Genomic DNA, 24,957 nt, shown 5'->3' on the forward strand with positions numbered 1-24,957 from the left:
CGCACCCTACCGTGCTGCTGTGGCCGGATTTCGACCAGGGGACGGTCTGCCGTCCTCCGGTTGCCGGGCGCGCGCGGCGGCCGGACGATGGGGGGCATGATGCACCAGATGCGAGCCGAGTACGGCGCCGGCGGCGAGGCCGGCGGAGTGCGGCTGTGGCACGTGGTCCGGGGTGAGGAGAGCGTGGCGATGTGCGGCCGCGAGCTCGATCCGCAGGCGCGGGTGCGGTCGGCGGTGGACTGGGGGAAGACCCCGGAGCTGTGCTGCCACACCTGTGGGGCGTACTTCCTGCGCGAGGCGCCGTACCTGGCGGCCGAGCACCCGTAAACGGCGCTACCGTGCTCGGCATGGAGGAACCCCTCGTCCGGCCGCGGCCGTTGACCGACGAGGCCGCCGGGCTGCGGGCCGGTGTGCCGGAACTTTCCGAGTACGTCGACCGGTTGTGCGCGCTGGTCGAGCGGGTGGACCCGCTGATCCACGCGTTCGTGCCGGAGCCCGGCCGGCACGAGCGGCTGCGGGCGCAGGCGCGGGAGCTGGCCGCGCGGTACCCGGAGCGGGACGGGCGGCCGCCGCTGTACGGGGTGGCGGTGGGCGTCAAGGACATCGTGCGCGTGGACGGGCTGCCCACGCACGGCGGTTCGGCGCTGCCGCCCGGGGTGCTGGCCGGGCCGCAGGCCGTGGTGGTGGACCGGCTGCGGGCGGCGGGGGCGCTGGTCGCGGGCAAGACGGTGACCGCCGAGTTCGCCGCGAGCGCCCCGGGTCCGACCCGCAATCCGCACCGCCCGGGGCACACCCCGGGCGGCTCCAGCAGCGGTTCGGCGGCGGCGGTCGCGGCCGGGCTGGTGCCGCTGGCGATCGGCACCCAGACGGTCGGCTCGGTGATCCGCCCGGCCGCGTACTGCGGGGTGGTTGGCTTCCGGCCGACGTACGGGCGGATCCCGATCGCGGGGGTGATCCCGAACGCGCCGAGCTTCGACACCCTGGGGACCTTCACCGCCGACCTGGCGGGCGCCGCCCTGGTGGCCCCGCTGCTCTGCGACGACTGGCGGCCGGAGCGGGGCGAGGCGCCCGGACCTGTGCTCGGGGTGCCGGACGGCACGTACCTGGAGTACGCCGAACCGGCCGCGCTGCAGGCCTTCGAGGAGCAGCTGGCGCGGTTGGCGCGGGCCGGGTTCACGGTGCGCCGGGTCGAGCTGTTCCCCGACTTCGCCGGGATCACCCGGCGGCTGCAGACGGTCAACCGCTTCGAGCTGGCCCGCGGCCACGCCGACTGGTTCGCCCGCTTCGGCGGGCTCTACCGGCCGGAGACGGTGGCGGGCATCCGGGCCGGCCGGGCCGTCGCGGCCGAGGACCGGGAGGCCGCCCTGCGGTTCCGGGAGCGGCTGGTCGAACGGGTGGCCGCGGCGGGTGCGGCGGCCGGGGTGGACCTGTGGCTGGCGCCCTCGGCGACCGGCGGGGCGCCGGAGGGCCTGCACAGCACCGGGGACGCGGTGATGTCGCTGCCGTGGAGCTTCCTCGGGCGGCCCGCGCTGAGCCTGCCGGCCGGGCGGACCGCGGAGGGGCTGCCGCTGGGGCTCCAGGTGGTCGGCGCGGCGGGCGGCGACGAGCGGCTGCTGGCCCAGGCGGCCTTCATCGAAGGGGTGTTGGCGGGGCGTTAGGCGAGCGCCGGGTCGGCCGGGTCGGTGGCCTCGGCGCGCAGCAGGCGCAGCAGCAGGCGGCCGGCCCGCTCGTACGGGGCGTCCTCGTCGTGCAGCACGGCCTGGGAGTTGGCCGTCTCCAGGACCGCGATCAGGGCGAAGGCGAGGTCCCCGAGGTCGGTGTCGGGGCGCAGGCCACCGGTGGCCCGGGCGGCGTCGAGGGCCTCGACGACGGTGTCGGACCACTCCCGGGCGCAGCCGGCCAGGGCGTCCCGGACGGGGCCGGGTCGGGCGTCGAACTCGGCGGTGACCTCGTAGAAGAAGCAGCCGCCGGGGAAGACCCGGGCGCGGGAGTAGGCGAGCCAGCTCTCGCAGAGGGCGCGGGCCCGGGCGAGGCCGGGCGGGACGTCGGCGACCGGGGCGACGACGGCGTCGGCGAAGATCCGGCGGGCGGCCCGGACGGTGGCGAGCTGCAGCTCCTCCTTGGAGCCGAAGCCGGCGAAGACGCCGCTCTTGCTGAGCCCGAGGTCGGTGGCGAGGCGGCCGATGGAGAGCGCGTCCAGGCCCTCGACGGAGGCGATGGAGACGGCGCGGCGCAGCACCGCCCGGCGGGTCTCCTCGCCGCGCAGGACCCGTCCGTCGGTGGTCGGTCCGGCCATCGTCCGCCCCTGTTCTGCTCGTCGTGCGTGCCGCCCAGGGTAGTGCGTGGACCTCGGGGGCCTCGGAAAGCCTCTGAAAACTGCACGAACGATCGTGCTAATATCTCGACGCGAGCGAGGCGTGACAAGGAGCGCGGAGAGCAGGGAGATCCGATGGACCCGGTTCAGGCACTGATCCGTACGACCCTCAACCCCACGGCCCGGATCGCTCCCGGCCTGGCCGGGCGGGCCGCCTTCGAACTCTTCACGCACCCGGTGCGGCGCAGCCGGGTGCGCGACTCGGAGCGGGAGGTGCACGGGCGGGCGGTCACCGAGCGGCTCGCCGTGGGCGGCAAACCGGTGGTCGGCTACCGCTGGGGGAGCGGCGAGCGGCCGGTCCTGCTGCTGCACGGCTGGCGCTCCCGGGCCTCCCGGTTCGCCCCGTACGTGCCCCGGCTGCGGGCGCTCGGGCTGAGCGCCGTCGCCTTCGACGCGCCGGGCCACGGCGACTCCGGCGGCCGGACCACCAGCGTGCTGGAGTACCGCGAGCTCGCGCTGCAACTCCAGGAGCGGTACGGGCCGTTCGAGGCGGTGGTGGCGCACTCGCTCGGCGTCTGCGCGGCTTTCGGGGCGCTGGCCGACGGCCTGCGGGCCGGGCGGCTGGCGGCCGTCTCCGGGGTGTCCCGGGTCGGCTTCTTCCCGGCCGCGTTCTGTGCCGGGCTCGGGTTGAACGCCGAGGTCGAGCGGGCGCTGCGGGAGCGGATCGAGCGGGAGCTGTTCGGCGGGGACGCCGGGGGCTGGGAACGCTACGACGCGGCGCGCCGGGTCGAGGCGGTCGCCGGGCCGGTGCTGGTGGTGCACGACGAGGGCGACGGCATCGTCCCGCCGAGCGAGGCGCAGCGGCTGCGCGGGGCGTACGGGAAGCGGCTGGACCTGGTGGTCACTCAGGGGCTCGGCCACCGCCGGATTATCGCGGAGCCGACCGTCGTTGATCAGGTGATCGGATTCATCTCTGCCGGCCGGGAGGTCGCTGTCGCATGAGGATCGTCGAACTGCACGCACAGGCCATGGAGTTGGCCGTCCAGGTGGTGGACGGCCTACGGCCGGACCAACTCGACCTGCCCACCCCCTGCGCCGGGTGGACGCTGCGCAAGCTGCTGGAGCACTGCGTCGGCCAGCACCAGGGCTTCGCCGCGGCCGCCCGGGGTGCCGGGCCCGACCTCGCGCTGTTCGCGGACGCCCCGCTCGGCGCGGACCCGGCGGGCGCCTTCCGCCGCACCGGCACCGACCTCGTCGAGGCCTTCCGGGCGGCGGCCGCCGAGGACCGGCCGCTCTGGCTGCCCGAGATCCGCGACGGCGGCCCGTTCCCGTTCACCCAGGCGGTGGGCTTCCACCTGCTGGACACCCTGGTGCACGGCTGGGACGTCGCCGCCGCGCTCGGCACCGCGGACGGACTGGTCGCGGCGGTGGACGGCGACGACGCGCTGGCCGCCGCGCTGCTGACGGTGACCGAGGCCGTCCCGAACACCGAGGAACACCGGGCGCCCGGCCGGGCCTTCGGCCCGGGGCTCGAACCCGGCGGCGGCGACGGGCGGTTCGCCCGCGCCCTGGCGCTGCTCGGCCGCGACCCGGGCTGGAAGCCGTAGCGGCTCGGGGCTGCAGGGCCTCCGGGCCTCCTAGGGTTTCCGGGACGCAGGGGATCCCGGAAACCCTAGGACGCCCGGGTGGCCCCGGAGCCCCGGGTGTCGGGGCCGCGCTGCTCGTCGGGGAAGCGCGGCCCGCCGATCAGGAAGAGCAGGGCGGCGGTCGGGAAGCCGAGCGAGGCGGCCAGCAACACGATGAACTGCCAGAACATCTTCCGCTCCTCGTCAGTCGCGGGCGGCCCGGACACCCGAAGGTGATCCCAAACCCGGCCCGCTCCGATTGGCCGAATCGTCCGGTCACTGTCCGACGGTATGGCCGAATCACCCCGGCTGCCACCGGGCGTCGCGCCCCGGCCCGCGCCACACCGGCGCACGGGTCTGGGCGCGGGCCACGCGCGGCGGCCACACTGTCGGGATGCAGCTACAGCTCGCAGGGGAAGCACGGCGGCCCGACCGCGAGAGCGAGGACTTCGTGGCGGCCTCGCCGGAGGCGCTGGTCCTGCTGGACGGCGCGAGCTCGCCGGCCGGTCTGGAGTCCGGGTGCCGGCACGGGACGGCCTGGTACGTGCGCCGGCTGGGCGTGCACCTGCTCGCCCGGCTCACCGACCGGGCGGACCGTTCGATCGCCGAGTGCCTGGCCGACGCCATCGTGGAGACGGCCGCGCTGCACGGCGGCCGCTGCGACCTCGCCCACCCCAACACCCCCGCCGCGATGGTCGTCGCGGCCCGGCGGCACGGCGAGGCGCTGGAGTACCTGGTGCTCGGCGACTCCCTGCTGGTGCTGGAGTTGAAGGACGGTCCGCCGAAGGTGATCGGGGACAACCAGCGCTTCCCCGCGGGGGAGGAGCTGCGCCACCAGGTCTGGGAGACCGTCCCCGGCTCGGCCGAGCGGGCCGCGCTGCACCTGGAGTACGCGATGGCCGTACGCGCCGCCCGCAACCGGGGTGCCGGACCGTGGATCGCCGCCGCGAGCCCCCGGGCGGCCGAGCACGCCGAGACCGGCTTCGTCCGGCTGGACCGGCTGCACGCGCTGGCGGCCCTCACCGACGGTGCCTCGCGCTACACCGAGCGCTTCGGGTTGGGCAGTTGGGGCGACGTGCTGCGGCTGCTCGCCGAGTCGGGGCCGGGCGAGCTGATCGCCCAGGTCCGGGCGGTGGAGCGGGCGGACGCCGGCTGCGAGCGCTGGCCGCGCGGCAAGACGCACGACGACGCCTCGGCCCTCTACGCGCTGCTGTAGCGGAGCCGGGACCCGGCCCCGGACCGCGGGCGCGGGGTCGGGGTCGGGCGGCGCAAGAGACGACAGAACGACAGAACCACAGAACGGCGGAACGGCGGAACGGCCGCAGGCGACACCTGCGACCGTTCCGCCGTTCCGGCTCCGGGGCCCTCAGTGGCCGTCGGCGGGGACGGTGCCGAGCCGGCCGGCCTGGAAGTCCTCCATGGCCTGCTGGAGTTCGCGGTGGCTGTTCATCACGAACGGGCCGTACCAGGCGACGGGTTCGCGGATCGGGAGGCCGCCGAGGAGGACGACCTCGAAGGTGGCGTTGCGCGAGTCCTGCTTCTCGTCGGCGCGCAGGGTGATGGAGTCGCCGTCGCCGAAGACGACGGCCTGGCCCATGTGGAACGGGCGCCGCTCGGCGCCGGCCGAGCCGCTGCCCGCGAGGCCGTAGGCGAGGGCGTTGAAGTCGGCGCGCCAGGGCAGGGTGATCTGGGCGCCGGGGCTGATCGACGCGTGGATCATGGTGATCGGGGTGTGGGTGGTGCCGGGGCCCTGGTGGCCGTCGAGCTCGCCCGCGATGACCCGGAGCAGCGCGCCGCCGTCCTCGGTGCTGAGCAGCTTGACGCTGCCGCCGCGGATGTCCTGGTACTTCGGGGCGATCATCTTGTCCGAGGCGGGCAGGTTCACCCACAGCTGGAGGCCGTGGAAGAGGCCGCCGGACATCACCAGCGACTCCGGCGGGCTCTCGATGTGCAGCAGGCCGGAGCCGGCCGTCATCCACTGGGTGTCGCCGTCGGTGATGGTGCCGCCGCCGCCGTGCGAGTCCTGGTGGATGAACGTTCCGTCGATGATGTAGGTGACGGTCTCGAAGCCGCGGTGCGGGTGCCAGGGGGTGCCCTTGGGCTCGCCGGCCGCGTAGTCCACCTCGCCCATCTGGTCCATCATGATGAACGGGTCGAGGTACTTGGTGTTGATCTTGGCGAAGGCGCGGCGGACGGGGAAGCCCTCGCCTTCGAAGCCCTCGGGGGCGGTCGCCACGGTGAGGACCGGCCGTGCGCTCGTGACGGCGGGGTCCGGCGTGGTGACGCGCGGGAGGGTCAGCGGGTTGTCGACGGTCACGGCGGGCATGTCGGCCTCCTTCGGGGGGTGTCTGGCCTACGTGCACGAGGTTAGTTCAATTCTCAACAACAAGCAAGTTGAAAATTGGACTATGTAGCGACGGAGGAGCGGGGGCTCCTCTTCCAGGATGGGTCAGCCGTACATCCGGCGCATCGTGAAGTCGACCATCTGCTCGACGGCCTTGGCGTCGAACACCATCCGGTGCTCGCCCTCCATGTCCAGCGCGAAGCCGTAGCCGGTCGGCAGCAGGTCCAGGACCTCGGCGCCGGTCACGGTGAAGTGCTTGGACTCCTTGCCCGCGTAGCGGCGCAGCTCCTTCAGCGAGCTGAACATGGGGATCACCGGCGTCGGGGTGTTGTGCAGCGCCAGGAAGCCGGGGCGGTCGCCGCGGGGGCAGTGCACCTTCGAGGTGATGAAGATCGCCTGGAAGTCCTCGACCGCCATCGAGCCGGTGGTGAAGGCCCGCACGGCGTCCGCGAGTGAGGGCGGCGACGGTTCGGGGTACAGGGACTGCTGGGGGGCCTGCGACTGCCCGCCGTAGGCGTCGGGTCCGGGCATGCCGTTCATGCCCTGCTGCGGTCCCGCCTGCTGCTGGTAGGGGTCGCCCGGGTATGTGTTCTGGTCATATCCGTACACACGGACAGGCTAGCGGGAGCGCACCCTCTTGTGCTGGCATCGATCCTGACAAGGAGTGGTCGCCCCGACTGTGGGACGTGACCACGTTCATAGCGGATTCACCGGCGGGGGCTTGCCCAAGTTACCGCTGGGTAGCATCATGATGCCTACTGGTGGGTACGGGACGCCGGAACGCGGCGGTCTCCCGGAAGCGACGAACCGGAGATAACGGCCATGGGTCACTACAAGTCCAACCTGCGGGACGTGGAGTTCAACCTCTTCGAGGTGTTCGGCCGCGAGCAGGTGTACGGCACCGGACCGTTCGCGGACATGGACGTCGAGACCGCGAAGAACATCCTCAGCGAGATCGCACGCCTCGCCGAGAACGACCTCGCGGCGTCCTTCGCCGACACCGACCGCAACCCGCCGGTGTTCGACCCGGAGACCAACACCGCGCCGGTCCCGGCCGCCTTCAAGAAGAGCTACCAGACCTTCATGGACGCCGAGTGGTGGCGTCTGGGCATCCCGGAGTCGATCGGTGGCCAGGTCACCCCGAACTCGCTGATCTGGGCCTTCGCCGAGCAGATCCTGGGCTCCAACCCGGCCATCTGGATGTACTCCTCCGGCCCGGCCTTCGCCGGCGTCATCGCCGAGGAGGGCACCGAGGAGCAGCTTGAGATCGCCAAGCGGATGACCGACCGCCTGTGGGGCTCCACCATGGTCCTCACCGAGCCCGACGCGGGCTCCGACGTGGGCGCCGGCCGCACCAAGGCGATCCAGCAGGAGGACGGCTCCTGGCACATCGAGGGCGTGAAGCGCTTCATCACCTCGGGCGAGCACGACATGTCCGAGAACATCATCCACATGGTGCTGGCCCGCCCCGAGGGCGGCAAGCCGGGCACCAAGGGCCTGGGCCTGTTCATCGTCCCCAAGTTCGACTTCGACTGGGAGACCGGCGAGCTGGGCGAGCGCAACGGCGCCTACGCCACCAACGTCGAGCACAAGATGGGCCTCAAGGCCTCGAACACCTGCGAGATGACCTTCGGTGCCAAGCACCCGGCCAAGGGCTGGCTGCTCGGCGAGAAGGTCGACGGCATCCGCCAGATGTTCAAGATCATCGAGTTCGCCCGCATGATGGTCGGCACGAAGGCCATCGCCACCCTCTCCACCGGCTACCTGAACGCCCTGGAGTACGCCAAGGAGCGCGTGCAGGGCGCCGACATATCGCAGTTCCTGGACAAGACCGCCCCGCGCGTCACCATCACCCACCACCCGGACGTGCGCCGCTCGCTGCTGACCCAGAAGGCCTACGCCGAGGGCATGCGCGCGCTGGTCCTGTTCACCGCGTCCACCCAGGACGACATGATGGCCGCCAAGCTGCGCGGCGAGCGCGACGAGGCCGCCGAGCGCCTCAACGACCTGCTGCTGCCGATCGTCAAGGGCTACGGCTCGGAGAAGTCCTACGAGCAGCTCGCCCAGTCGCTCCAGACCTTCGGCGGCTCCGGGTACCTCCAGGAGTACCCGATCGAGCAGTACATCCGGGACGCCAAGATCGACACCCTGTACGAGGGCACCACGGCGATCCAGGGCCAGGACTTCTTCTTCCGCAAGATCGTCAAGGACGGCGGCCAGGCGCTCACCGCGCTGAACGAGCAGATCCAGAAGTTCATCGGCTCCGCCGAGGGCGGCGACGCCCTGGCCGCCGAGCGCGACCTGCTCGCCAAGGCCGCGGGCGACCTGGAGGCCATCGTCGGCAAGCTGATCGCCGACCTGACCTCGGTCGAGCAGGACGTCAAGAACATGTACAAGGTGGGCCTCAACACCACCCGCCTGCTGATGGTCTCCGGCGACGTCGTGGTCGGCTGGCTGCTGCTGCGCCAGGCCGCGGTGGCCCTGGCCAAGCTGGAGGCCGGCGCCTCGGAGAAGGACGTCCCCTTCTACCAGGGCAAGGTCGCGGCGGCCCGCTTCTTCGCCAAGAACGTCCTGCCGACCGTCGCCCCGCAGCGACTGATCGCCGAGGGCATCGACAACGAGATCATGGAGCTGGCGGAGGAGGCCTTCTAGGTCACCCGTCCCGGGGCCACCCGCCACCGCCCTTCCCGGGGCGCGCCGTGCGGGACGCCTCCCGGCATTCGAACCGCCTGACACACCCTCGCACCGAAGGGCCCGGCTGCCACCGGGCCCTTCGGTGTGTCCGCGGCCGCGGTCCGGAGGACGGAAACCACCGGCCGCGCGGGCCGGTTCGCGGCTGAGGCGTTCCGAATGCCGTGTCCGTGTACGGGCATATGCTCAGGTGCGAAGTCGACTCCCCATCCGGCTTCGGCCCTCACTCGACCCAGGAGCAGTATGTCGACCGCCGCCCGCCAGGCATTTTTCGACCGGACGCACAGCGACGACCTGATCGCGTTCCTCGGTACCTCGCCCTCGCCGTACCACGCGGTGGCGAGCGCCGCGGAGCGGCTGGAGAAGGCGGGCTTCCGGCAGGTCGCCGAGACGGACGCGTGGGACGACGCGGCCGGCGGGCGCTACCTGATCCGCGGGGGCGCGCTGATCGCCTGGTACCTGCCGCAGGGGGCGGGCCCCGAGACCCCGTTCCGGATCGTCGGCACCCACACCGACTCGCCCAACCTGCGGGTCAAGCCCGTCCCGGACACCGGTTCCGAGGGCTGGCGGCAGGTCGCGGTGGAGATCTACGGCGGCGTCCCGCTGAACACCTGGCTGGACCGCGACCTCGGCCTCTCCGGCCGGCTCGCGCTCAAGGACGGCACCGTCCGGCTGGTCCAGCTGGACGAGCCGCTGCTGCGCGTCCCGCAGCTCGCCATCCACCTGGACCGCCAGGTCAACGAGGGCATGAAGCTCGACAAGCAGCGCCACCTCACCCCGATCTGGGGCCTCGGCCCGGTCGACGAGGGCGCGCTGATCTCCTACGTCGCCGGGCGGGCCGGTCTGGCCGCCGCCGACGTGGTCGGCTGGGACCTCATGACCCACGACGTCCAGCCCGCCTCCTACCTGGGCCGCGACCGCGAGCTGCTGGCCGCCCCGCGCCTGGACAACCTGCTCTCGGTGCACGCGGCCACCGCCGCGCTCGCCGCCGTCGCCACCGCCGACGGCGCCGCCGACCTGCCGTACATCCCGGTGCTGGCCGCCTTCGACCACGAGGAGACCGGCAGCGAGTCCGACACCGGCGCGCAGAGCCCCCTGCTCGGCAACGTCATGGACCGGACGATCCACGCGCGCGGCGGCACCACCGAGGACCGGGCCCGGGCGCTCGCCGGCACCGTCTGCCTCTCCTCGGACATGGGCCACGCCGTCCACCCGAACTACAGCGAGCGGCACGAACCGGGCCACCACCCGATGCCGAACGGCGGGCCGATCCTCAAGGTCAACGTCAACAACCGCTACGCGACCGACGGCGTCGGCCGGGCGGTGTTCGCGGCCGCCTGCGAGAAGGCCGGCGTGCCGTGGCAGAGCTTCGTCTCCAACAACGCCATGCCCTGCGGGACGACGATCGGCCCGATCACGGCGGCGCGACTGGGCATCAGGACGGTGGACTGCGGTATCGCGGCGCTCTCCATGCACTCGGCGCGCGAGCTGTGCGGGGCGGAGGACCCGTACCTGCTGGCGAGCGCGCTCAAGGCCTTCCTGGAGGGCTGAGAACGGCGGCGAGGGGGGCCCGGCGGTCGTCCGCCGGGCCCCTTCGCGTCGTCCCGCGCCGTTCAGTGGCGCCGCGCGTCGTCCCGCGCCGTCCGGCGTTACTCCATCCCGGCGAGGACCAGCGGCAGGCGGCGGGCGCCGTCGGCCACCAGCGTCACCGGCACGCCCCAGTCCTGCTGGTGCACGTGGCAGGCCGGGTACTCGATCTCCGGGTCGTCGTCGCAGGAGGCGGCCATCGCCGAGACGTGCAGCACGCCCTCGGTGACCTCGGCGGAGAGCACCAGTTCACGGGAGAGGTCGGTGTCCGCGCCCGCGCCGGAGACCAGCAGCTCGGGCGGGGTCGCGCTGACCAGCAGCCGGGTGGAGGGGCCGTAGCGCTCGTCCAGCTTCTGGCCGTTCGGCGCCTCGAAGACCACGTCCAGCCGGAAGGGGCCCGGGGCGACCTCGGTGGCCGCGCGCCGGGTGCGGTGCGCCACCGACTCGACCTGCACCGCCTCCTCCGGCAGCCGCAGCCTGGTCAGCCGGTGCCGGGCCGACTCGACCACCACGATGTCCCCGTCCACCAGGACCGCCCCGGAGGGCTCGCGCAGGTCGGTGGCCAGGGTGCTGACCTCGCCGCTCGCCGGGTCGTAGCGGCGCAGCGCGTGGTTGTAGGTGTCGGCGACGGCCACCGAGCCGTCCGGCAGCACGGTGACGCCCAGCGGGTGCTGGAACAGTGCCTGACCGGCCGCGCCGTCGCGGTGGCCGAAGTCGAACAGGCCGCTGCCGACGGCGGTGCGGACCGCCTTTGTTTCACGTGAAACCCAGCGCAGCGAGGAGGTCTCGGAGTCGGCGACCCAGAGCCGCTCGCCGTCCGCCGACACCGCGAGGCCGGACGACTGGGCGAACCAGGCCTCGGCGGCGGGTCCGTCCACCAGGCCCTCGTTGGTGGTGCCGGCCGCGACCGCGACGGTGCCGGCGGCCGGGTCGTACGACCACAGCTGGTGCACGCCCGCCATCGCGATCCACACCCGGCCGTCGAACCAGGCGACGTCCCACGGCGAGGAGAGGTCCACCTCGCGGGCCGGGCCCTCGGTGGCCGAGCCCTGCCACCACTGGCGGCCGGTGCCGGCCAGGGTGGTCACCCGGCCGTCGGCGAGGCGGACACCGCGCAGGGCGTGGTTGACGGTGTCGGCCACGACCACGTCGTAGTCGTACGGGTGGCCCTCGGGAAGCAGTGCGAGGCCCTGCGGCTCGCTGAACCGCGGGCCGGCGCCGTCCGCGCCGTCGCCGTCCACCAGGCCGCGCTGCCCGTCGCCGATCCGGCGCACCACCGTCTCGCCGTCCTCGGCCAGCTCGACCAGCGAGTGGTGGCCGGAGTCGGCGACCAGGAAGTGGCCGTTCGGCAGCCGGACCGCCTTGCCGGGGAACTTGAGGTCCCCGGCGCTCGGCTCCGGCGCCACGTACGGGCCGTCGCCGCGGCGCAGCGTGCCCTTCGCGGCGTGCTCGGCCTCCAGCTCCTCGACCAGCCGGGCGAGCGCGTGGGCGTGGCCCTCGCCGGCGTGCTGGGCGACCACGTAGCCCTCCGGGTCGATCACCACCAGCGTCGGCCAGGCCCGGACGGCGTACTGCTTCCAGGTCACCAGCGCCGGGTCGTCCAGCACCGGGTGGTGCACCTCGTAGCGGGCGACGGCGTCGACGACCGCCTGGTGGTCGGCCTCGTGCACGAACTTCGGCGAGTGCACCCCGACGATCACCACGGTGTCGCGGTGCTTCTCCTCCAGCTCCCGCAGCTCGTCCAGGACGTGCAGACAGTTGATGCAGCAGAAGGTCCAGAAGTCTAGTACGACACACTTACCTCGCAGGTCGGCAAGCTTGAGTTCCTTGCCGCCTGTGTTGAGCCATCCACCGGCGCCGACCAGCTCGGGGGCGCGGACACGTGCACGAGAAGCCATGCCCCAATCAAACCCCACGTCACCCGTCCGCATTCCGGGCGTGCCGGTTCAGGTGGCTGCTGCGCGGGCAGCGCTGGTCTCCACGATCTCGCGCGCGACCAGGAGCGGAGTGTCCGCCCAACCGAGCAGAGCCTTCGTGATGGCGACCGCCGGAACGATGCTCGTTCCGCGCGCGACCAGCAGGGTCTGCACCGCGTCCATGCCCTCGCTCGCAAGGACGGGACGACACTCCTCGACCAGCGCGGTCCACTGCTCGGCCACCTCGGGGCGCAGCCCGGCGACGTCTTCGAACATGGCCTTCCTCCCGTTCCGAGGGCATGGCCTCGAAGGGCCGCGTTCGGCTCAACGTGAGTGACCATGTCCAACACGTGGATCTTTTCAAGCCCTGCGCCGAGACGTTGTTGGTTTTCCGTGGGCGGGAGTCGAGAGCCGATCACAGATGATGCTGCACCCGGCCCCGTCCCGGAACTGACAGCGGCGGCCAGGGTTCTCGGTGCTTCTCGTCGGGTTAGCCGAGGTAAGGGGAAGTCCTCTGCTCCAGGAAGTGCTGGAGCCGTAGCTGCTGGGTGTGGTGCAACGGCAAGCCGGCGATCTCCTCGGGGAGGACGAAGCGGAGGTCGGTGGACTCGTCGGAGATGCGCAGCGTGCCGCCTGTCATCCGGGCGGTGAAGCAGACGTTGAACTGCTGCCTCACCTCGCCGTCCGAGTAGGCGATGACGTGACGCGGGTCGGTGTACGTGCCGACCAGGCCGGTGATTTCGACTTCCAGACCGGTCTCCTCGAAGACCTCCCGCACGGCCGTGCCTGGCAGCGACTCGCCCAGATCCATCGTCCCGCCGGGCAGGGCGTACAGGCCGTTGTCTACCCGTCGTTGGAGCAGGATGCGCCCGGCGTCGTCCGTCACGACGGCGGATGCAGCGACCACCAGTCGGTTGGGCTTGGGGGCGTTGGGATCGTCGTAGTACTCGGTCCGTGCCACGGATCAGCTCTCCTCGACCGGTCGGGCGGTGTTCCACACCGCATCGAAGCTCGAAGCGTAGGTGCCGAAGAGCGTTCCCGCACTTGTCCGTCGAAGGTGCCAGATCGGCGCTCCGAAGGCGTTCACGCCCCATACGTGGGCGTTCACCAACAACTGGTCGTCGGCCCGGTAGAGGCTGTTGTAGAGCGTGGTGCCGTGGGTCCGGATCTCGATGCCGGGCGTGCCGAGGAGCGGCCGGTAGTGCATGAGGGCGAGCCTGCACCGGGATTCGATGCCGTGGCCGAATTTCTCTTCCTCTCCGCGCTGCCTCACGTTCTCACTGTCGGGGTCGCCGATGGCGATCCGGACCGCACAGCCCTCGGCGGCGCGCTCCCGAAGGAGATCGTTGAGCCGTGGGTAGGCCTCGTGGAGGAACACAGCGGCGTAGACCAGCACGTCGATGCGATCAGTGGCCTTCTCCAGCAAGTCCACGATGACGGACACCGGTAGGTCGGCCCGCTGCTCGTACAGGGCTACCAGCTCGGGGCTTATCGCTCGCGCGGCTCGTGGCTGCCGCAGGCTCGGCCACAGTGCGAACATGTCTTCTCCCAGCGCTTCGGCGGCCAGGCGGGCCGTCCTCAACCGGGGCGTCCGGTTCTGATTGGCCCAGCGCTCAACCGACTTGGTGTCGACGCCGGCCTTGTCCGCCAAGGCGGCGCACGTCCAACCACCCGACGCCATAACGGCTTTCAGCCTCTCGTTGGGCATCTCGTCTGTCTCCCCGCAAGGCCCGGACTCCTGTAAGGACGTTGTACCGCGTGAGGGACGTTCTGAAGTGTCCTTTGCGCGAGGTTTCACCGTCCCGGGCGCTGTCAGACCTTGGTGACAGATCAACGGGAGGAGGCCTATGAGGGCGAAGGACAGGGGCACGCGGACGTTCTCCGAGCAGAAGGCGGCGCATAGCGGGGCGTTGGCGTCCTTCCACGTTCTTAGCGACCGCAATGCCGAGGCGTCGGCCCGGATGGTTGACCAAGGGGTTCCTGGCGTTTCGGCGGTGTCCCATGGCGGGCGTTAGCCGCATGGCGCTGGTCGGGCGCATCCTGCCGATCACGGCCAGCACTGCCCCGGACGCCGGCAAGTGCCCCGGGTGTGAACTCTTCGATGGCATGGCAGCGCAGTACCCCGACAACCCGACGATCCTGCGCAAGGTCGCCAAGTGGCGCGCCCAGCACCTGGATGACGGGGAATGTCTGGCGGTGCGCGATGACGGGTGACGTCCATGAGGACCCTCAGACCCTCATGGAGGGCCCTTGTGGGGATGCTGCGCCCGTGGACCCGTTCGGCTGGATGAGGTCCCACCCGTGGCCTCCTGCGCGGTCCGCTGGACTTCGACCGGTCCTCTCTCCGGAGGAGTTCAGCGAAGCGCCGTTGACGCCCGAGGAACGCGACCGGCGGGCGGCTCTGCTCGCCAGACTGCGGGAAGCCAATCACCCGTGGCGCTGACGTGCCCTACAGACCCCCGTCCCGGCTGCCTGGGGAAGGTTCCGGCCGGGACGGGTTCCAGTGACGGCAGCGACAGAGAAGCAAGGCTCCATGGGGACCCCGGAGCGTGCGCGGCTGGAGACTACCTCGGGAAGATCGAGCGACAGTTCATCCCGCAGGATCTCCCGTCGTCACTGCCGGTCACGCACCTGCTGCCAGAGCGCCCGGTGTTCGTGCGGGCGGTGGGTGCGGTGTCGAATCTCGGGGCCGTCCTTCCCAAGCCGAAGCGAGAGGCCGTTCGATCGCTACCATTCTCCACAACAGGACGATGGAAGCATGATGCAAGTGCACAATCCGGGGGGATGGCTTGGCCGCTCAAGGAGATCAGGAACTTGGCCCTGTTGAGCTGCAGCTTGAACAGAGCAGGTCCATCCTGGAGATCGAACATAATCTCCATGCGGCCAGAATCAATCGATTTCGCCATCTCTCCGTATACTCGGCAGCCCCTATTCTCACTCTCCTTATTTTTATTGGGAATGTCGCACTCTGGGGTCGCGTCGACCTTGCGAGAATCAATGTTGCCTGCATCCCCATAGACATCGCCCTCATCATGATGGCGCTCAATTTGGCGGACAGTCACGATCTGTCGCCATGGAGTTTGAAATATATCGCAGAGCAGAAGTTGGAGCTGGAGCTAGCGCACGAGCGGAAGAGGCTGCTGGCTGTTCAGCTGAACCTCGACCCGCCTTCGCGAAGGCATATCTACAAGGAAAGCGTCCACGGGTCCATCGAGCGGTATCAGCGGAGCGGAACTCGATATCGCGCCATTCACAACGCATTCCAGAGTGTAATCATCGTCGGATCACTGACCACGTCAACAGTCGCTGCCCTCGGTGATTCGATCCCCAGGGGGCAGCTATTTACAGTGGCCGCGAGCTTCTCCGTCGGAATCTCAGCCGGATTTACTGGCTATTTTAAGTATCGCGAGAGGAGCTTCTACCTGCAGCAGACAGCCGATTCACTTGAGGAAGAGCTCAATGCGGTAAATCTCAAAATCGGACGATACCGCTCTATCGCGACAGACGAAGAGGCGATTGCTGAATTCACCGAAAGGGCTGAGATCTTGCAGAACGAACAGCGTAAACGTCAGCAACAGCTTGACCAGCCGGCGCAAGGCGCCTCTCCTGGCGAATAAATCTGCCGGTAGGGGTGTGCGGGCTAGATTTCCCGCTGCTTTAAACGCCCTTAGAGGCGCCTCCAGGGCCCATTTCTCGATTCTTTGAGAATCTGATTCCCTTGAGAAATTGGATAGTTGGCCATCTGGGGCGGGAAAACGGCATCACACCCAGCGCGTACGTTTCGAGCTGGAGCCGGGATCGCGAGACGATAACATGCTGAACTTCCGCAGCACTCCCACCATATACACCCGGACACAGGGAGAGCCACTAACCCGCAGCAAGTATGGCCCCGCCCGTTTCCTTGTCGCCCCCGGGTTGGAACGTCAGTGGTGCTTAAGTTTGGAAGTACAGTTGAGTGCTGTCGATCGATCAGATTCTTGGGAATTCATTCCTCCAGCGTATCCGAGGTATGTTCGCGCAACTCCGTCCAACGGGCGATCCAGCGAGTCAAGCGGCCGGTACTGTTCTCTGCGGCTACATATTCACCAGTTGGGAGAATTGCCAGTCCGCATTCCTTTGTGATGAGCTTTAGGTGTCGCCCGTAAGATGCGACAAGATGAGTCTCCAGTAGGCGATCACGCACGCTATCGTATTCAGTTCCGCGAGACTCTAGCCATGACAATATTTCAGAGTCATCGGCGTGGACCTCCATTCCTTGGCATAGCCGCACAAGCAAAGCAAATTCCTCCTCTCCGATAAAGCTCGGGCTCCACTGTTCAGTGACTGGAATCTTGTTGAGCTCTTCTTTGTTGATCTCATGCACTCTTGCTTGCCAGCCACTTCTTCCATCGACATGGACGGCGCGGAAGCTCAGTAGGCCCCTGCCGACCTCCATCTCAAGATCCTCCCCCCAGAGTTGGTGGCCAAATCCATACATTTCATCTAGTCGCGTCCATATAAATTCCAGCAGTAGCCGTAGGGGGTTTTCTGGTGTCGAGAAGTAGAACGGCCACCAGCCGTCGACCAGAGGCGCCATGAATGGCCGACCATTGGTCTTCACGAGAGAATAGCCACCTGAGATGATCAGCTGAGGAAAATCTGTCGGACCGAAGCCAATATTTCCAATATTCTCCTCAAGGTACTCCACCATTGAGGATCTGAAGTTTTGCTCGCTCTTGAACCCATGCATCCCAAGGATGACTCGGATTGCGGAAACCTGCTCCAAGGCAAGGGCATTAAGTATGGCCTCCTCTGCATATGAGAGGGTGGCAATCCCATCTGCTCCCCAGGCGGCCCGCCCGGTCATCTCGGCAAACGTTCTGATTGAGGGGCCCATGCTTCGATTTGGGTCGTCTAGCTCCTCATTGCCTTGATAATAAGGGTGCTCGATTGCGCTGACCGTCTTAAGCTGGGAAAATGCGTCGCGAAGCTCGGCCGAGTGAAGATTTTTCTTCACCTCGATGACGGCAATGATGTCTTTCACGTGCCATACGTAAGTTTCACTGTATGGCAGCCGTTCCCCCTCTCCCTTCACTACCATGCAGTCCATTTGACCAGAAAGGCGACCATCGTCATCGCAGGCAAATCCGGTCACTACTCGCAGCCCCAGGCCATCCGGAAGGGCGCGATTCAATATGCTCGAAGAAAGTCCCTCGTACATGTCCCCAATCGTCGGGGCGTGCTTTATGGGCACCTGATCAAGTTTGGGCAACTCCTTGCGGAGAATTTCTGAAAGAAGATCTGCGGCCGTGCGAATCACCGAACCTCGCCCCAATTCTTGTCCTTCGCATGATTCTTGATGGCTCATCATAGATGAAAGTATTGAGGCAATTATGGCGTTCGCGGAAACGATCTTGCACGTGGTTGGCTGACTGGACTGTCCGTGGCAGCGACACGGGGGCGGGCGGTGATACACATCGAGTATCACTTCGATTGGGCCCCGAGGGCTGTCAAGACTAGGGGCGGGCAGGTTTGATCACGCCTATGCGTACGGGCCTACTGGTCAAATCGGTGGTACGCCACTCCTATCCGAGGTGGCGGTACAAGGTCGCGCGGCTTACCCCCAATGCCCTGGCGATCGCGGTCACGCTCTCCCCTTTGGCTCGGCGGGCACGGGCAGCGGCGAGCTTGTCGGCGTCCAGGGCGTTCGGCCGACCACCGATGCGGCCCTGCGCCTTGGCGGCGTCCAGGCCGGCCCGGGTGCGGTCTTTGATCAGGCTCCGCTCGAACTCCGCCATCGCGCCGACCACTTGGAGCATGAGCCGTCCGTCGGGGGTGTTCGGGTCGATGCTCGCCAGCGCACCCGTCAGAACTTTGAAGCCGATGCCCCGGGTCGACAGGGTATCCACCATCGTTACCAGGTCGATCAATGAGCGGGCGAAGCGGTCCAACTTCCATACGTACAGGGTGTCGCCGGGACGGAGGTAGTCCAGGACCGCAGACAGCTCCGGGCGGTCGGTGTTCTTCGCGCTGGCCTTGTCGGTGAAGATCCGATCGCAGCCCGCTTCGGTGAGCGCGTCGTGTTGGAACTGCGCCTCCTGGTCGTCGGTGGAGACTCGGGCGTAGCCGATCAGGTGGCCGGTGGTCTTGGTCGTCGCCATGCCTCAAGCGTCTCAGAACTCGTCTCATAACACCACGGGCTCAGAGAAGGTTTTGAGACGGGTTTTGAACGCGAGGACAGGGTCGTTGCATCCTGTCGGCGAGGCGTCTCACAAACCATCGTTTCTGAGACGACCCGCAAAGGTGACCCAACGTCACGACGACCAGCGCGGGCGCCTCCGCGCAAATGCCCTGATCAGCCACGCGAGAGTTTTCTCTCCCTCCCGGTTCCGGCCAGGAGCGAAGGGGGGTGCCCGCCTGGGGAGGTCAGCGCTCGGCCAGCAGTGGCGGAGTCCACTCATCCAAGAGCTGATCCTTCTTCGACGCATTGCACAGCACGCACACCACGCGCAGGTTGGCGACCGTCGACAGCCCGCCCCGCGATATGGGGCGCAGGTGGTCAATCACGCCTCCCTCGGGCAGCTCAGCCGCACAGTGAAAACAGCCGGCGTCCCGTGTGCTTCACGTACGTGACGTTGCAACGTCACGCGACGGGCGACCGTGCGCTGTACCTTCTGACATGTGCGGCACACCCCGTCACGAAACTTGAGGATCACCGGCTTGCCGCAACGACGACACGGCACAGGATCGGGCTTGGTCCGGGCGCGCTTGCGTACATGCTCAGCAGTGCGACGACACTGATCCGAGCAGTAGAGCCGGTCAGGGCCGCTCGGTGACAACCCCACGGGCTTCGAGCACTTCGGCCCCTGGCAAGGCTTCTGGGCGCCCGTCTGCCGCCTCTGCTCCGAGAGCTTGCGGCGCTCCGCCCGCCGGGACTCGTCCACCTCCCCAGCGCACCGCACGCAATACAGCGCCCACGCATCACGACCATGCGGCTCATCACAGCGATGACACCGTGGAGCACCCGCAGCAGCGCGCACCGCCTCACGCGCACGGCGGGCAGCAACCTGCAACCGTGCCGACTCGACACACAACCTCGCACCGCACGTTGCACGGTCGGGCCGGGGGCGTGGACCCCCACACTCCGAACAAGTGGCGCGCGACTCTTCGAGGGCCGCCAAACGAACCCCTCCCATCCCATTTTGTTGATCATGAAGCGCTGCGACGGGAGTGCCGAAGGCCAGTAACCGCAAGGGCGAGACCTGACTCCGGCGTCGGGGGTAAAGAAGCAAAGGAGAACAATCCAGACCCCTCCCCACCAACATCGTTTCGCCACTCACCCGACGAAACTGCAACCGAAGCCCGAGAGCATCCACGACCCTAGGTGCGGCCACTGACAGGATCACCGCAGGTCACACACGCTGCCAGGAAAGCCGATCTGCCTGCCACCAGGTTTTCGGGCGACATGCCACGAACGGTGGTCAGCCAGGCTTGGCGCAGCAGGAGGCTACACACGGCGAACGGGCTCGGCGGCCGTCAGTCGAGCCGCTACACGCTCGGCAGAAGGCATGAAGAGGCCCCGCCCAGCCAAAGAGGGGGCCGGACGGGGCTGTAGGGGCCGCTACGGGGAGGCTGGGGGCTATTCCTTGATCTCGGCCCACTTGATGCGGACGCGCTGCTCTGGGACGAAGCGCTTCCCTCGTTCGCCCTTGCTGATGAACACGCCGTCTATGGCCAGGGACAGGCGGTCCCGCTTCTGGTCCTGCGTCGAAGCCTGCCAGGCGGGGAGTAGCAACTCGCTGTCCAGGAGCGGGGAGATGTCGACGGCCGGGAGCGGAAGGGCGGTGAGATCGGCGCGCAGGCCGTCGATACGGCTCTGGAGCCGGGCGGCGAGGCGTTCGTAGCGTTCGAGGGCGCCGGGGCGGTCGAACTCGCCCCGGACGTAGCGGGCATCCTCCAGGTCAGCCAACCGGGCTTCCTGGTCAGTGATTTCGGAGGTAATCGCGTCCCGCTTGGCGAAGGTCTCGGGGTCGGTCCGCTTCACCCACCGGTCGGCGATTGCCACCAACAGGGGGTCGTCCAGATCCAGCGTGGGGAGCAGCGAGAGGAACCACTCGGACACGTACTCGTCCACGCGGTCGGCCATGGCGCTCGCACCGGGGCACTGGTTGCCCGCTCGGCGAGCCATGCACTGGTAGCTGTTGCCGACCTTGTGCATCCGACGACCGCACCCGGGCACGTCGCAGAACACCAGGCTGGTGAGCAGTGCCGTGCCGTTCGGCTTCGGCATCCGCTTGCCTGCGTGGGTACGGGTCCGGGATTCGAGCTGCCGGATGATCTGGTCGCGCTCGCCGACCGTGATGATTCCCTCGCCGATGCTGACCGTGTCCAGCGTCTCGGGGTCTCGGTAGGGGAACACCCGGCTCGTGAACTTCCGGCTGCCGTCCTCGGCTTCGATGGTCTCGGTCTCCGGCATGAGACCGGCGAAGGCGGGCGACTTGACCAGGTTCATGATGCTCGCGGCGTTCCACTGGCCACCCCGGGCCGAGGGGATGTCGTACTCGTTGAGCAGCTGTGCGATTTGCACGAGGGACTTGCCGGCCAGCGCGTCATCCGCGATCAGCCGCGCGTAGACGGCCGTCTCGGGGTCGTGCGTCAGCTTCTTCGTGGCGGGGTCGACCAGCAGCCCGTACGGTGGCTGTCCGCCGATCCACTGCCCCTGTCGGCGCAGGTGCCGCTTCGCGTGGGCCACGCGGGTGCCGAGGTTCTTCGACTCGGAGCGGGCGAGTTCGGCGAGCATGGCAACGACCATGCGGGCCGAGTCGTTCGAGGTGTCGAGACCGTCCACGACGGAGACCAGACGGCCGCCCGCCTTCTCGATGTCGTCCAGGACCTTGCCGACCTGGCCGATGCCCTTGCGGGAGAGCCGGTCCAGCTTCCAGACGATCAGGGTTCCGACGACTCCCGCAGTCACAGAGGCAAGGGCGGAGTCAAAGCCCTTGCGCTCAACGTCCTTGAAGCCGGATCGGCCTCGGTCGATGTGGACCTTGCGGACCGTCAGTCCGTTGCGCTCGGCCCATGCGCGGCAGTCGGCTTCCTGGCGTTCGATCGCCGTCTTGCCGTCCCGGTCCAAGGACAGCCGAAGGTACAGGTCACACAGGGTGTGGTGGTGCACGTACGCCCCCTCTGGAGATCCCTACATTGTGTAGGACTTCCAGAAGTCCAGGATGGTGATCTTGCCCCGGAAGTCGGCGAGCGCGAGCTCCTTGCCGCCGGTGTTCAGCCAACCGCCTGCCCCGACCAGCTCGGGGGCGCGTACACGTGCACGAGATGCCATGCGTCAATCAAACCGCACGCCGGGTGCCCGCATTCCGGGCGTGCCGGGTGAGGTCGGACTGCCAGCGGGTCTCGCCGTCCTGGGTGCGGGTGGTGGGGCGCAGGCCGAGGGCGCGGGCGACGGCGGCGGAGGCGTGGTGGTCGGGGTGGATGTGGGCGGCGGCGGTGGTGACGCCGGCGTCGGCGAGGTGGGCGAGCAGGGTGCGGGCGGCCTCGGTGGCCAGGCCGCGGCGCTGCCAGGGGGTGCCGACCACCCAGGCGACCTCGGCCTCGGAGGCGTCGGGGCGGACGGTGGCCTGCACGTAGCCGGTGAGGGCGCCGTCGGCGCGCAGCCGCAGCACCCAGTTGCCCCAGGCCTCGGCCGGGTCGGGGGAGCCGGCGGCGAGCCGGGCGCAGCGGGCGCGCTGCTCCTCGACGGTGGCCGGGCGGCCGCCGGTGAAGGCGTGCAGGGCCGGGTCGGCGAGCGCGGCCGCCAGCTCCTCGGCGTGCCCGGGGGCGATCGGCAGCAGGTCGAGGCGCTCGCTGCGCAGCTCGGCGGTGGTGAGGCCGCTGGTGAGGCTGTTGGTGAGGTCGTTGGTGAGGTCGGGGTGCATGGCGGTATTGAAGGGGACCGGGGGCCGCCGTGCGACGGGGTTTTCGGCCGGTGCTCCGTGGCGGTGCTTCTCCGCGGCCGGGCGCTCGGGGTCGAATGGGGCGACGTCACCACGGAGGAGGTCGCACGGTGCGGTATCTGGTCAGGGAGAAGCTGTTCGCGGTCGGCGAGGACTACTGGATCGAGGACGACCGGGGGCACAAGGCGTTCCTGGTGGACGGCAAGGTCCTGCGGCTGCGGGACACCTTCGAGCTGAAGGACGCGCACGGGAGGGTGGTCGCGGTGGTGAGGGAGAAGATGCTCACCGTCCGCGACGCGATGAGGATCGAGGACGCCGACGGCGAGGTGGTCGCCACCGTCCGGGAGAAGCTGTTCACCCCGTTCCGGGACAAGTACCTGGTGGAGCTGGCCTCCGGCGGCGAGCTGAAGATCCACGGCAACCTGATCGACAAGGACTACCGGGTCGAGAACCAGCACGGCGACGAGCTGGCCCGGATCAGCCGCAAGTGGTTCCGGATCCGGGACACCTACGGGGTGGAGATCGCCGACGGCGCGGACGCCGGTCTGCTGCTGGCCGTCGCGGCCTGCGTCGACCACCTGGTGCAGGAGGAGGACTGACCCGTCCCCGGTTTCCCGGTCCCCGGTCCGCCCTCACCCGGGTGGGGTATCTTTTGCCAACCCTTGACCAGGCCGGTCGGGGGCCCCGACCGGCACGGTCGGGGGGACGGCATGAGCGGACCGGGGGCTGGAACCACGATGAACGACATCCTGCACGGGCTCGGTGCGGCGGCGGCCTACGGCACCCTCGGCGTGGTGCTGCTGCTCCTCGGCATCGGCCTGGTCGACCTGCTGACGCCCGGCAAGCTCGGCCGGCAGATCTGGGTCGAGCGCAACCGCAACGCCGCCGTCCTGCTCAGCTCCGCCCTGCTCGGCATCGGCGGCATCGTCTTCACCGCGATCATGTACACCTATGCCGACTTCGGCAAGGGCCTGGTGTCGACGGCCTGCTACGGCCTGCTCGGGCTGGTGCTGATGGCCGTCGCGTTCTGGCTGGTGGACCTGCTGACGCCGGGCAGGCTCGGCGAGATCCTGGTCGATCCGGAGCCGCACCCGGCGGTGTGGGTGTCCGCGGCCTGCAACATCGCGGTGGCGGCGGTGGTGTCGGCCGCGATCGCGTAGGCCCGGGCCGCGCTGCGCCGGGCCGCGCTACGCCGGGCGGGGCGCCTCGCCCAGGACGTGCTCCCGCCCCCAGTCCCCCAGCGGCCCCAGCGCCGTGTTGAGGCGGTGCCCCGCCCCGGTCAGCGCGTACTCGACCCGGGGCGGCACCTCGTCGTACGCCTCCCGGTGCACGATGCCGTGCGCCTCCATCTCGCGCAGGTGCGCGGCCAGCACCTTCTCGGTGATCCCCGGCAGCAGCCGGCGCAGCTCGCCGAAGCGGCAGTGCGGGCGTTCGCCCAGGGCCCAGAGGATCGACACCTTCCACTTGCCGCCGATCACGTCCATCGCGGCGTCGGTCCCGCAGACGTGCGCCCCAGGCCTCGACACGATCGCCATGCCCACCCCTTCCGGCCCCTGCCAGCTCGATGCTCACCCCAGGGTAACCACCCACTTCGAAGTGCGTACTTGATCGTTTCCGGGGCCGGCGCGGAGGCTGACTGCCATGGCAACCAACCCCGTTGAGAACACCCCCAGGACCCCGCTCACCCTGCTCGGCCTCGGCGCGATGGGCACCGCGCTGGCCGAGGCCTGGCTCGCCGCCGGGCACCCGCTGACCGTCTGGAACCGCACCGCCGCCCGTGCCGACGGACTCGCCGCCCGCGGCGCCACCGTCGCCGCCACCGTCGCGCGGGCCGTCGCCGCGAACCGGCTGGTCGTCGTCTGCCTGCTCGACGACGCCTCCGTGCCGGCGGCGCTGGACGGCGTCGACCTGACCGGCAAGGACCTGGTCAACCTGGTCACCAGCACTCCCGGGCAGGCCCGTGCCCGGGCCGCCTGGGCCGAGGAGCGCGGCGCCCGCTACCTGGACGGCGGGATCATGGCCGTCCCGCCGATGATCGGTGTCCCGGCGGCCGGGGCGTACGTGTTCTACAGCGGCTCGTCCGAGCTGTTCGAGGAGCACGGGGGCGCCCTCGCCGTCCCGGCCGGAACCCGCTACGTGGGCGCCGACGCCGGGTACGCGGCGCTGCACGACGTGGCGCTGCTCAGCGGGATGTACGGGATGTTCGCCGGGATCGCGCACGCCTTCGCGCTGGTCCGCGGCGAGGCCGTGGCGCCGAGCGGGCTGGCGCCGCTGCTGGGCGACTGGCTGGCCGCGATGTCCGGCTCGGTGGCCAGGACGGCGGCGCAGCTGGAGAGCGGCGACTACGCCCGGGACGTAGTGTCCAACCTGGCGATGCAGGTGGCCGGCAAGGAGACGCTGCTGCGCACCGCCGAGGAGCAGCGGGTGAGCGCCGAACTCCTCGAACCGTACTTTCGGTTGATGGAGCGCCGACTGGAGGTCGGTGGCGGTGGGGAGGACCTGACCGGGGTCGTCGACCTGCTGCGACGGTGAGGGCCGGCCGGTAACGTACCGG

At 69.4% G+C, this 24,957-nt stretch carries 26 protein-coding genes and 1 pseudogene; 12 read left to right on the forward strand and 15 right to left on the reverse strand.

The genetic code is table 11. The features are described 5' to 3' along the window. The first annotated feature begins 96 nt into the window (after window positions 1-96). Together ACZ6EM_RS12560 and ACZ6EM_RS12565 are read left to right on the forward strand one after the other, a co-directional pair. A complete protein-coding gene (locus ACZ6EM_RS12560; RefSeq protein WP_359898022.1) occupies window positions 97-327 on the forward strand; it encodes a hypothetical protein in 231 nt (76 codons plus the stop codon). A gap of 20 nt (window positions 328-347) precedes the next feature. Continuing rightward, window positions 348-1,658 (forward strand): amidase, encoded by a 1,311-nt coding sequence (locus tag ACZ6EM_RS12565; RefSeq protein ID WP_401045203.1) that lies wholly within the window; start codon window positions 348-350, stop codon window positions 1,656-1,658. Here ACZ6EM_RS12565 and ACZ6EM_RS12570 read toward each other — a convergent pair. After that, entirely contained in the window at window positions 1,655-2,296 is a 642-nt protein-coding gene (locus ACZ6EM_RS12570; RefSeq protein ID WP_401045205.1) for a TetR/AcrR family transcriptional regulator, read from the reverse strand. The two genes, ACZ6EM_RS12565 and ACZ6EM_RS12570, sit on opposite strands and share 4 nt — an antisense overlap. A 153-nt stretch (window positions 2,297-2,449) precedes the next feature. Between ACZ6EM_RS12570 and ACZ6EM_RS12575 the strand changes: the two genes are divergently transcribed. Together ACZ6EM_RS12575 and ACZ6EM_RS12580 are read left to right on the forward strand one after the other, a co-directional pair. After that, window positions 2,450-3,316, forward strand: a complete 867-nt coding sequence (locus tag ACZ6EM_RS12575) for an alpha/beta hydrolase (protein WP_465772337.1) — start codon at window positions 2,450-2,452, stop codon at window positions 3,314-3,316. Further along, window positions 3,313-3,921, forward strand: a complete 609-nt coding sequence (locus ACZ6EM_RS12580) for a TIGR03086 family metal-binding protein (RefSeq protein ID WP_465772338.1) — start codon at window positions 3,313-3,315, stop codon at window positions 3,919-3,921. The genes ACZ6EM_RS12575 and ACZ6EM_RS12580 overlap by 4 nt, the downstream gene beginning before the upstream one ends. 65 nt (window positions 3,922-3,986) lie before the next feature. Here the strand turns inward: ACZ6EM_RS12580 and ACZ6EM_RS12585 are convergent, their stop codons facing one another. Continuing rightward, a complete protein-coding gene (locus ACZ6EM_RS12585; protein ID WP_401045212.1) occupies window positions 3,987-4,130 on the reverse strand; it encodes a hypothetical protein in 144 nt (47 codons plus the stop codon). Window positions 4,131-4,333: 203 nt separating this feature from the next. Here ACZ6EM_RS12585 and ACZ6EM_RS12590 point away from each other — a divergent pair, with 203 nt between their 5' ends. Continuing rightward, window positions 4,334-5,155, forward strand: a complete 822-nt coding sequence (locus ACZ6EM_RS12590; protein ID WP_401045214.1) for a protein phosphatase 2C domain-containing protein — start codon at window positions 4,334-4,336, stop codon at window positions 5,153-5,155. 150 nt (window positions 5,156-5,305) lie between these two features. Here ACZ6EM_RS12590 and ACZ6EM_RS12595 read toward each other — a convergent pair whose 3' ends face one another. After that, entirely contained in the window at window positions 5,306-6,265 is a 960-nt protein-coding gene (locus ACZ6EM_RS12595) for a pirin family protein (protein ID WP_401045217.1), read from the reverse strand. Between the two features lie 123 nt (window positions 6,266-6,388). Beyond that, the gene (locus ACZ6EM_RS12600; protein ID WP_380546231.1) at window positions 6,389-6,892 is read right to left on the reverse strand and encodes an SseB family protein; all 504 of its coding nucleotides are present in this window, start codon (window positions 6,890-6,892) and stop codon (window positions 6,389-6,391) included. A 213-nt stretch (window positions 6,893-7,105) separates the two neighbouring features. Between ACZ6EM_RS12600 and ACZ6EM_RS12605 the strand changes: the two genes are divergently transcribed. Both ACZ6EM_RS12605 and ACZ6EM_RS12610 read left to right on the forward strand, forming a co-directional pair. Next, window positions 7,106-8,935: an acyl-CoA dehydrogenase gene (locus ACZ6EM_RS12605; protein WP_401045220.1), complete on the forward strand. Its 1,830-nt coding sequence runs from the start codon at window positions 7,106-7,108 to the stop codon at window positions 8,933-8,935. A gap of 282 nt (window positions 8,936-9,217) precedes the next feature. Further along, a complete protein-coding gene (locus ACZ6EM_RS12610; RefSeq protein WP_380351644.1) occupies window positions 9,218-10,525 on the forward strand; it encodes a M18 family aminopeptidase in 1,308 nt (435 codons plus the stop codon). Window positions 10,526-10,623: 98 nt separating this feature from the next. Here the strand turns inward: ACZ6EM_RS12610 and ACZ6EM_RS12615 are convergent, their stop codons facing one another. The 4 genes from ACZ6EM_RS12615 to ACZ6EM_RS12630 form a co-directional block, all read right to left on the reverse strand. After that, window positions 10,624-12,459, reverse strand: a complete 1,836-nt coding sequence (locus tag ACZ6EM_RS12615) for an NHL domain-containing thioredoxin family protein (protein WP_465772339.1) — start codon at window positions 12,457-12,459, stop codon at window positions 10,624-10,626. A 48-nt stretch (window positions 12,460-12,507) separates the two neighbouring features. Then, window positions 12,508-12,753, reverse strand: coding sequence for a hypothetical protein (locus ACZ6EM_RS12620; protein WP_452179447.1), 246 nt, complete (start codon window positions 12,751-12,753; stop codon window positions 12,508-12,510). Between the two features lie 214 nt (window positions 12,754-12,967). Continuing rightward, entirely contained in the window at window positions 12,968-13,438 is a 471-nt protein-coding gene (locus ACZ6EM_RS12625) for an NUDIX domain-containing protein (protein WP_452179446.1), read from the reverse strand. 3 nt (window positions 13,439-13,441) lie between these two features. Further along, on the reverse strand, window positions 13,442-14,185 hold the full coding sequence (locus ACZ6EM_RS12630) for an XRE family transcriptional regulator (RefSeq protein WP_452179445.1): 744 nt from the start codon (window positions 14,183-14,185) through the stop codon (window positions 13,442-13,444). Window positions 14,186-14,496: 311 nt separating this feature from the next. Between ACZ6EM_RS12630 and ACZ6EM_RS12635 the strand changes: the two genes are divergently transcribed. Both ACZ6EM_RS12635 and ACZ6EM_RS12640 read left to right on the forward strand, forming a co-directional pair. Next, window positions 14,497-14,691 carry a hypothetical protein gene (locus ACZ6EM_RS12635; protein WP_452179444.1) on the forward strand — a complete coding sequence of 65 codons (195 nt, stop codon included), beginning with the start codon at window positions 14,497-14,499 and terminating at the stop codon, window positions 14,689-14,691. Between the two features lie 575 nt (window positions 14,692-15,266). Then, entirely contained in the window at window positions 15,267-16,094 is an 828-nt protein-coding gene (locus ACZ6EM_RS12640) for a DUF4231 domain-containing protein (protein WP_452179443.1), read from the forward strand. A 368-nt stretch (window positions 16,095-16,462) separates the two neighbouring features. Here the strand turns inward: ACZ6EM_RS12640 and ACZ6EM_RS12645 are convergent, their stop codons facing one another. The 6 genes and pseudogenes from ACZ6EM_RS12645 to ACZ6EM_RS12670 form a co-directional block, all read right to left on the reverse strand. Beyond that, window positions 16,463-17,827 carry a DUF6602 domain-containing protein gene (locus ACZ6EM_RS12645; RefSeq protein WP_452179442.1) on the reverse strand — a complete coding sequence of 455 codons (1,365 nt, stop codon included), beginning with the start codon at window positions 17,825-17,827 and terminating at the stop codon, window positions 16,463-16,465. A gap of 214 nt (window positions 17,828-18,041) precedes the next feature. Continuing rightward, entirely contained in the window at window positions 18,042-18,617 is a 576-nt protein-coding gene (locus ACZ6EM_RS12650; protein WP_452179441.1) for a recombinase family protein, read from the reverse strand. 265 nt (window positions 18,618-18,882) lie between these two features. Next, window positions 18,883-19,047: pseudogene (locus ACZ6EM_RS12655) on the reverse strand (HNH endonuclease); the annotation flags it as partial. A 1,048-nt stretch (window positions 19,048-20,095) separates the two neighbouring features. Beyond that, on the reverse strand, window positions 20,096-21,631 hold the full coding sequence (locus ACZ6EM_RS12660) for a recombinase family protein (protein WP_465772340.1): 1,536 nt from the start codon (window positions 21,629-21,631) through the stop codon (window positions 20,096-20,098). Between the two features lie 21 nt (window positions 21,632-21,652). Next, entirely contained in the window at window positions 21,653-21,793 is a 141-nt protein-coding gene (locus ACZ6EM_RS12665) for a thioredoxin domain-containing protein (RefSeq protein ID WP_400665173.1), read from the reverse strand. A gap of 7 nt (window positions 21,794-21,800) precedes the next feature. Continuing rightward, window positions 21,801-22,385, reverse strand: coding sequence for a GNAT family N-acetyltransferase (locus ACZ6EM_RS12670; protein ID WP_452179438.1), 585 nt, complete (start codon window positions 22,383-22,385; stop codon window positions 21,801-21,803). Window positions 22,386-22,513: 128 nt separating this feature from the next. On the opposite strand from ACZ6EM_RS12670, the gene ACZ6EM_RS12675 reads away from it, so the two are divergent. Together ACZ6EM_RS12675 and ACZ6EM_RS12680 are read left to right on the forward strand one after the other, a co-directional pair. Next, window positions 22,514-23,002 carry an LURP-one-related/scramblase family protein gene (locus tag ACZ6EM_RS12675; RefSeq protein ID WP_401045229.1) on the forward strand — a complete coding sequence of 163 codons (489 nt, stop codon included), beginning with the start codon at window positions 22,514-22,516 and terminating at the stop codon, window positions 23,000-23,002. A 138-nt stretch (window positions 23,003-23,140) separates the two neighbouring features. Beyond that, window positions 23,141-23,563: a DUF350 domain-containing protein gene (locus tag ACZ6EM_RS12680; protein ID WP_387693905.1), complete on the forward strand. Its 423-nt coding sequence runs from the start codon at window positions 23,141-23,143 to the stop codon at window positions 23,561-23,563. A 27-nt stretch (window positions 23,564-23,590) separates the two neighbouring features. Here ACZ6EM_RS12680 and ACZ6EM_RS12685 read toward each other — a convergent pair whose 3' ends face one another. Next, the gene (locus tag ACZ6EM_RS12685; RefSeq protein ID WP_359898000.1) at window positions 23,591-23,938 is read right to left on the reverse strand and encodes a winged helix-turn-helix transcriptional regulator; all 348 of its coding nucleotides are present in this window, start codon (window positions 23,936-23,938) and stop codon (window positions 23,591-23,593) included. A 106-nt stretch (window positions 23,939-24,044) separates the two neighbouring features. On the opposite strand from ACZ6EM_RS12685, the gene ACZ6EM_RS12690 reads away from it, so the two are divergent. Continuing rightward, window positions 24,045-24,935 (forward strand): NAD(P)-dependent oxidoreductase, encoded by an 891-nt coding sequence (locus tag ACZ6EM_RS12690; RefSeq protein ID WP_401055240.1) that lies wholly within the window; start codon window positions 24,045-24,047, stop codon window positions 24,933-24,935. Window positions 24,936-24,957: the final 22 nt, after the last annotated feature.

The organism is Kitasatospora sp. NPDC041917, from assembly GCF_055589745.1.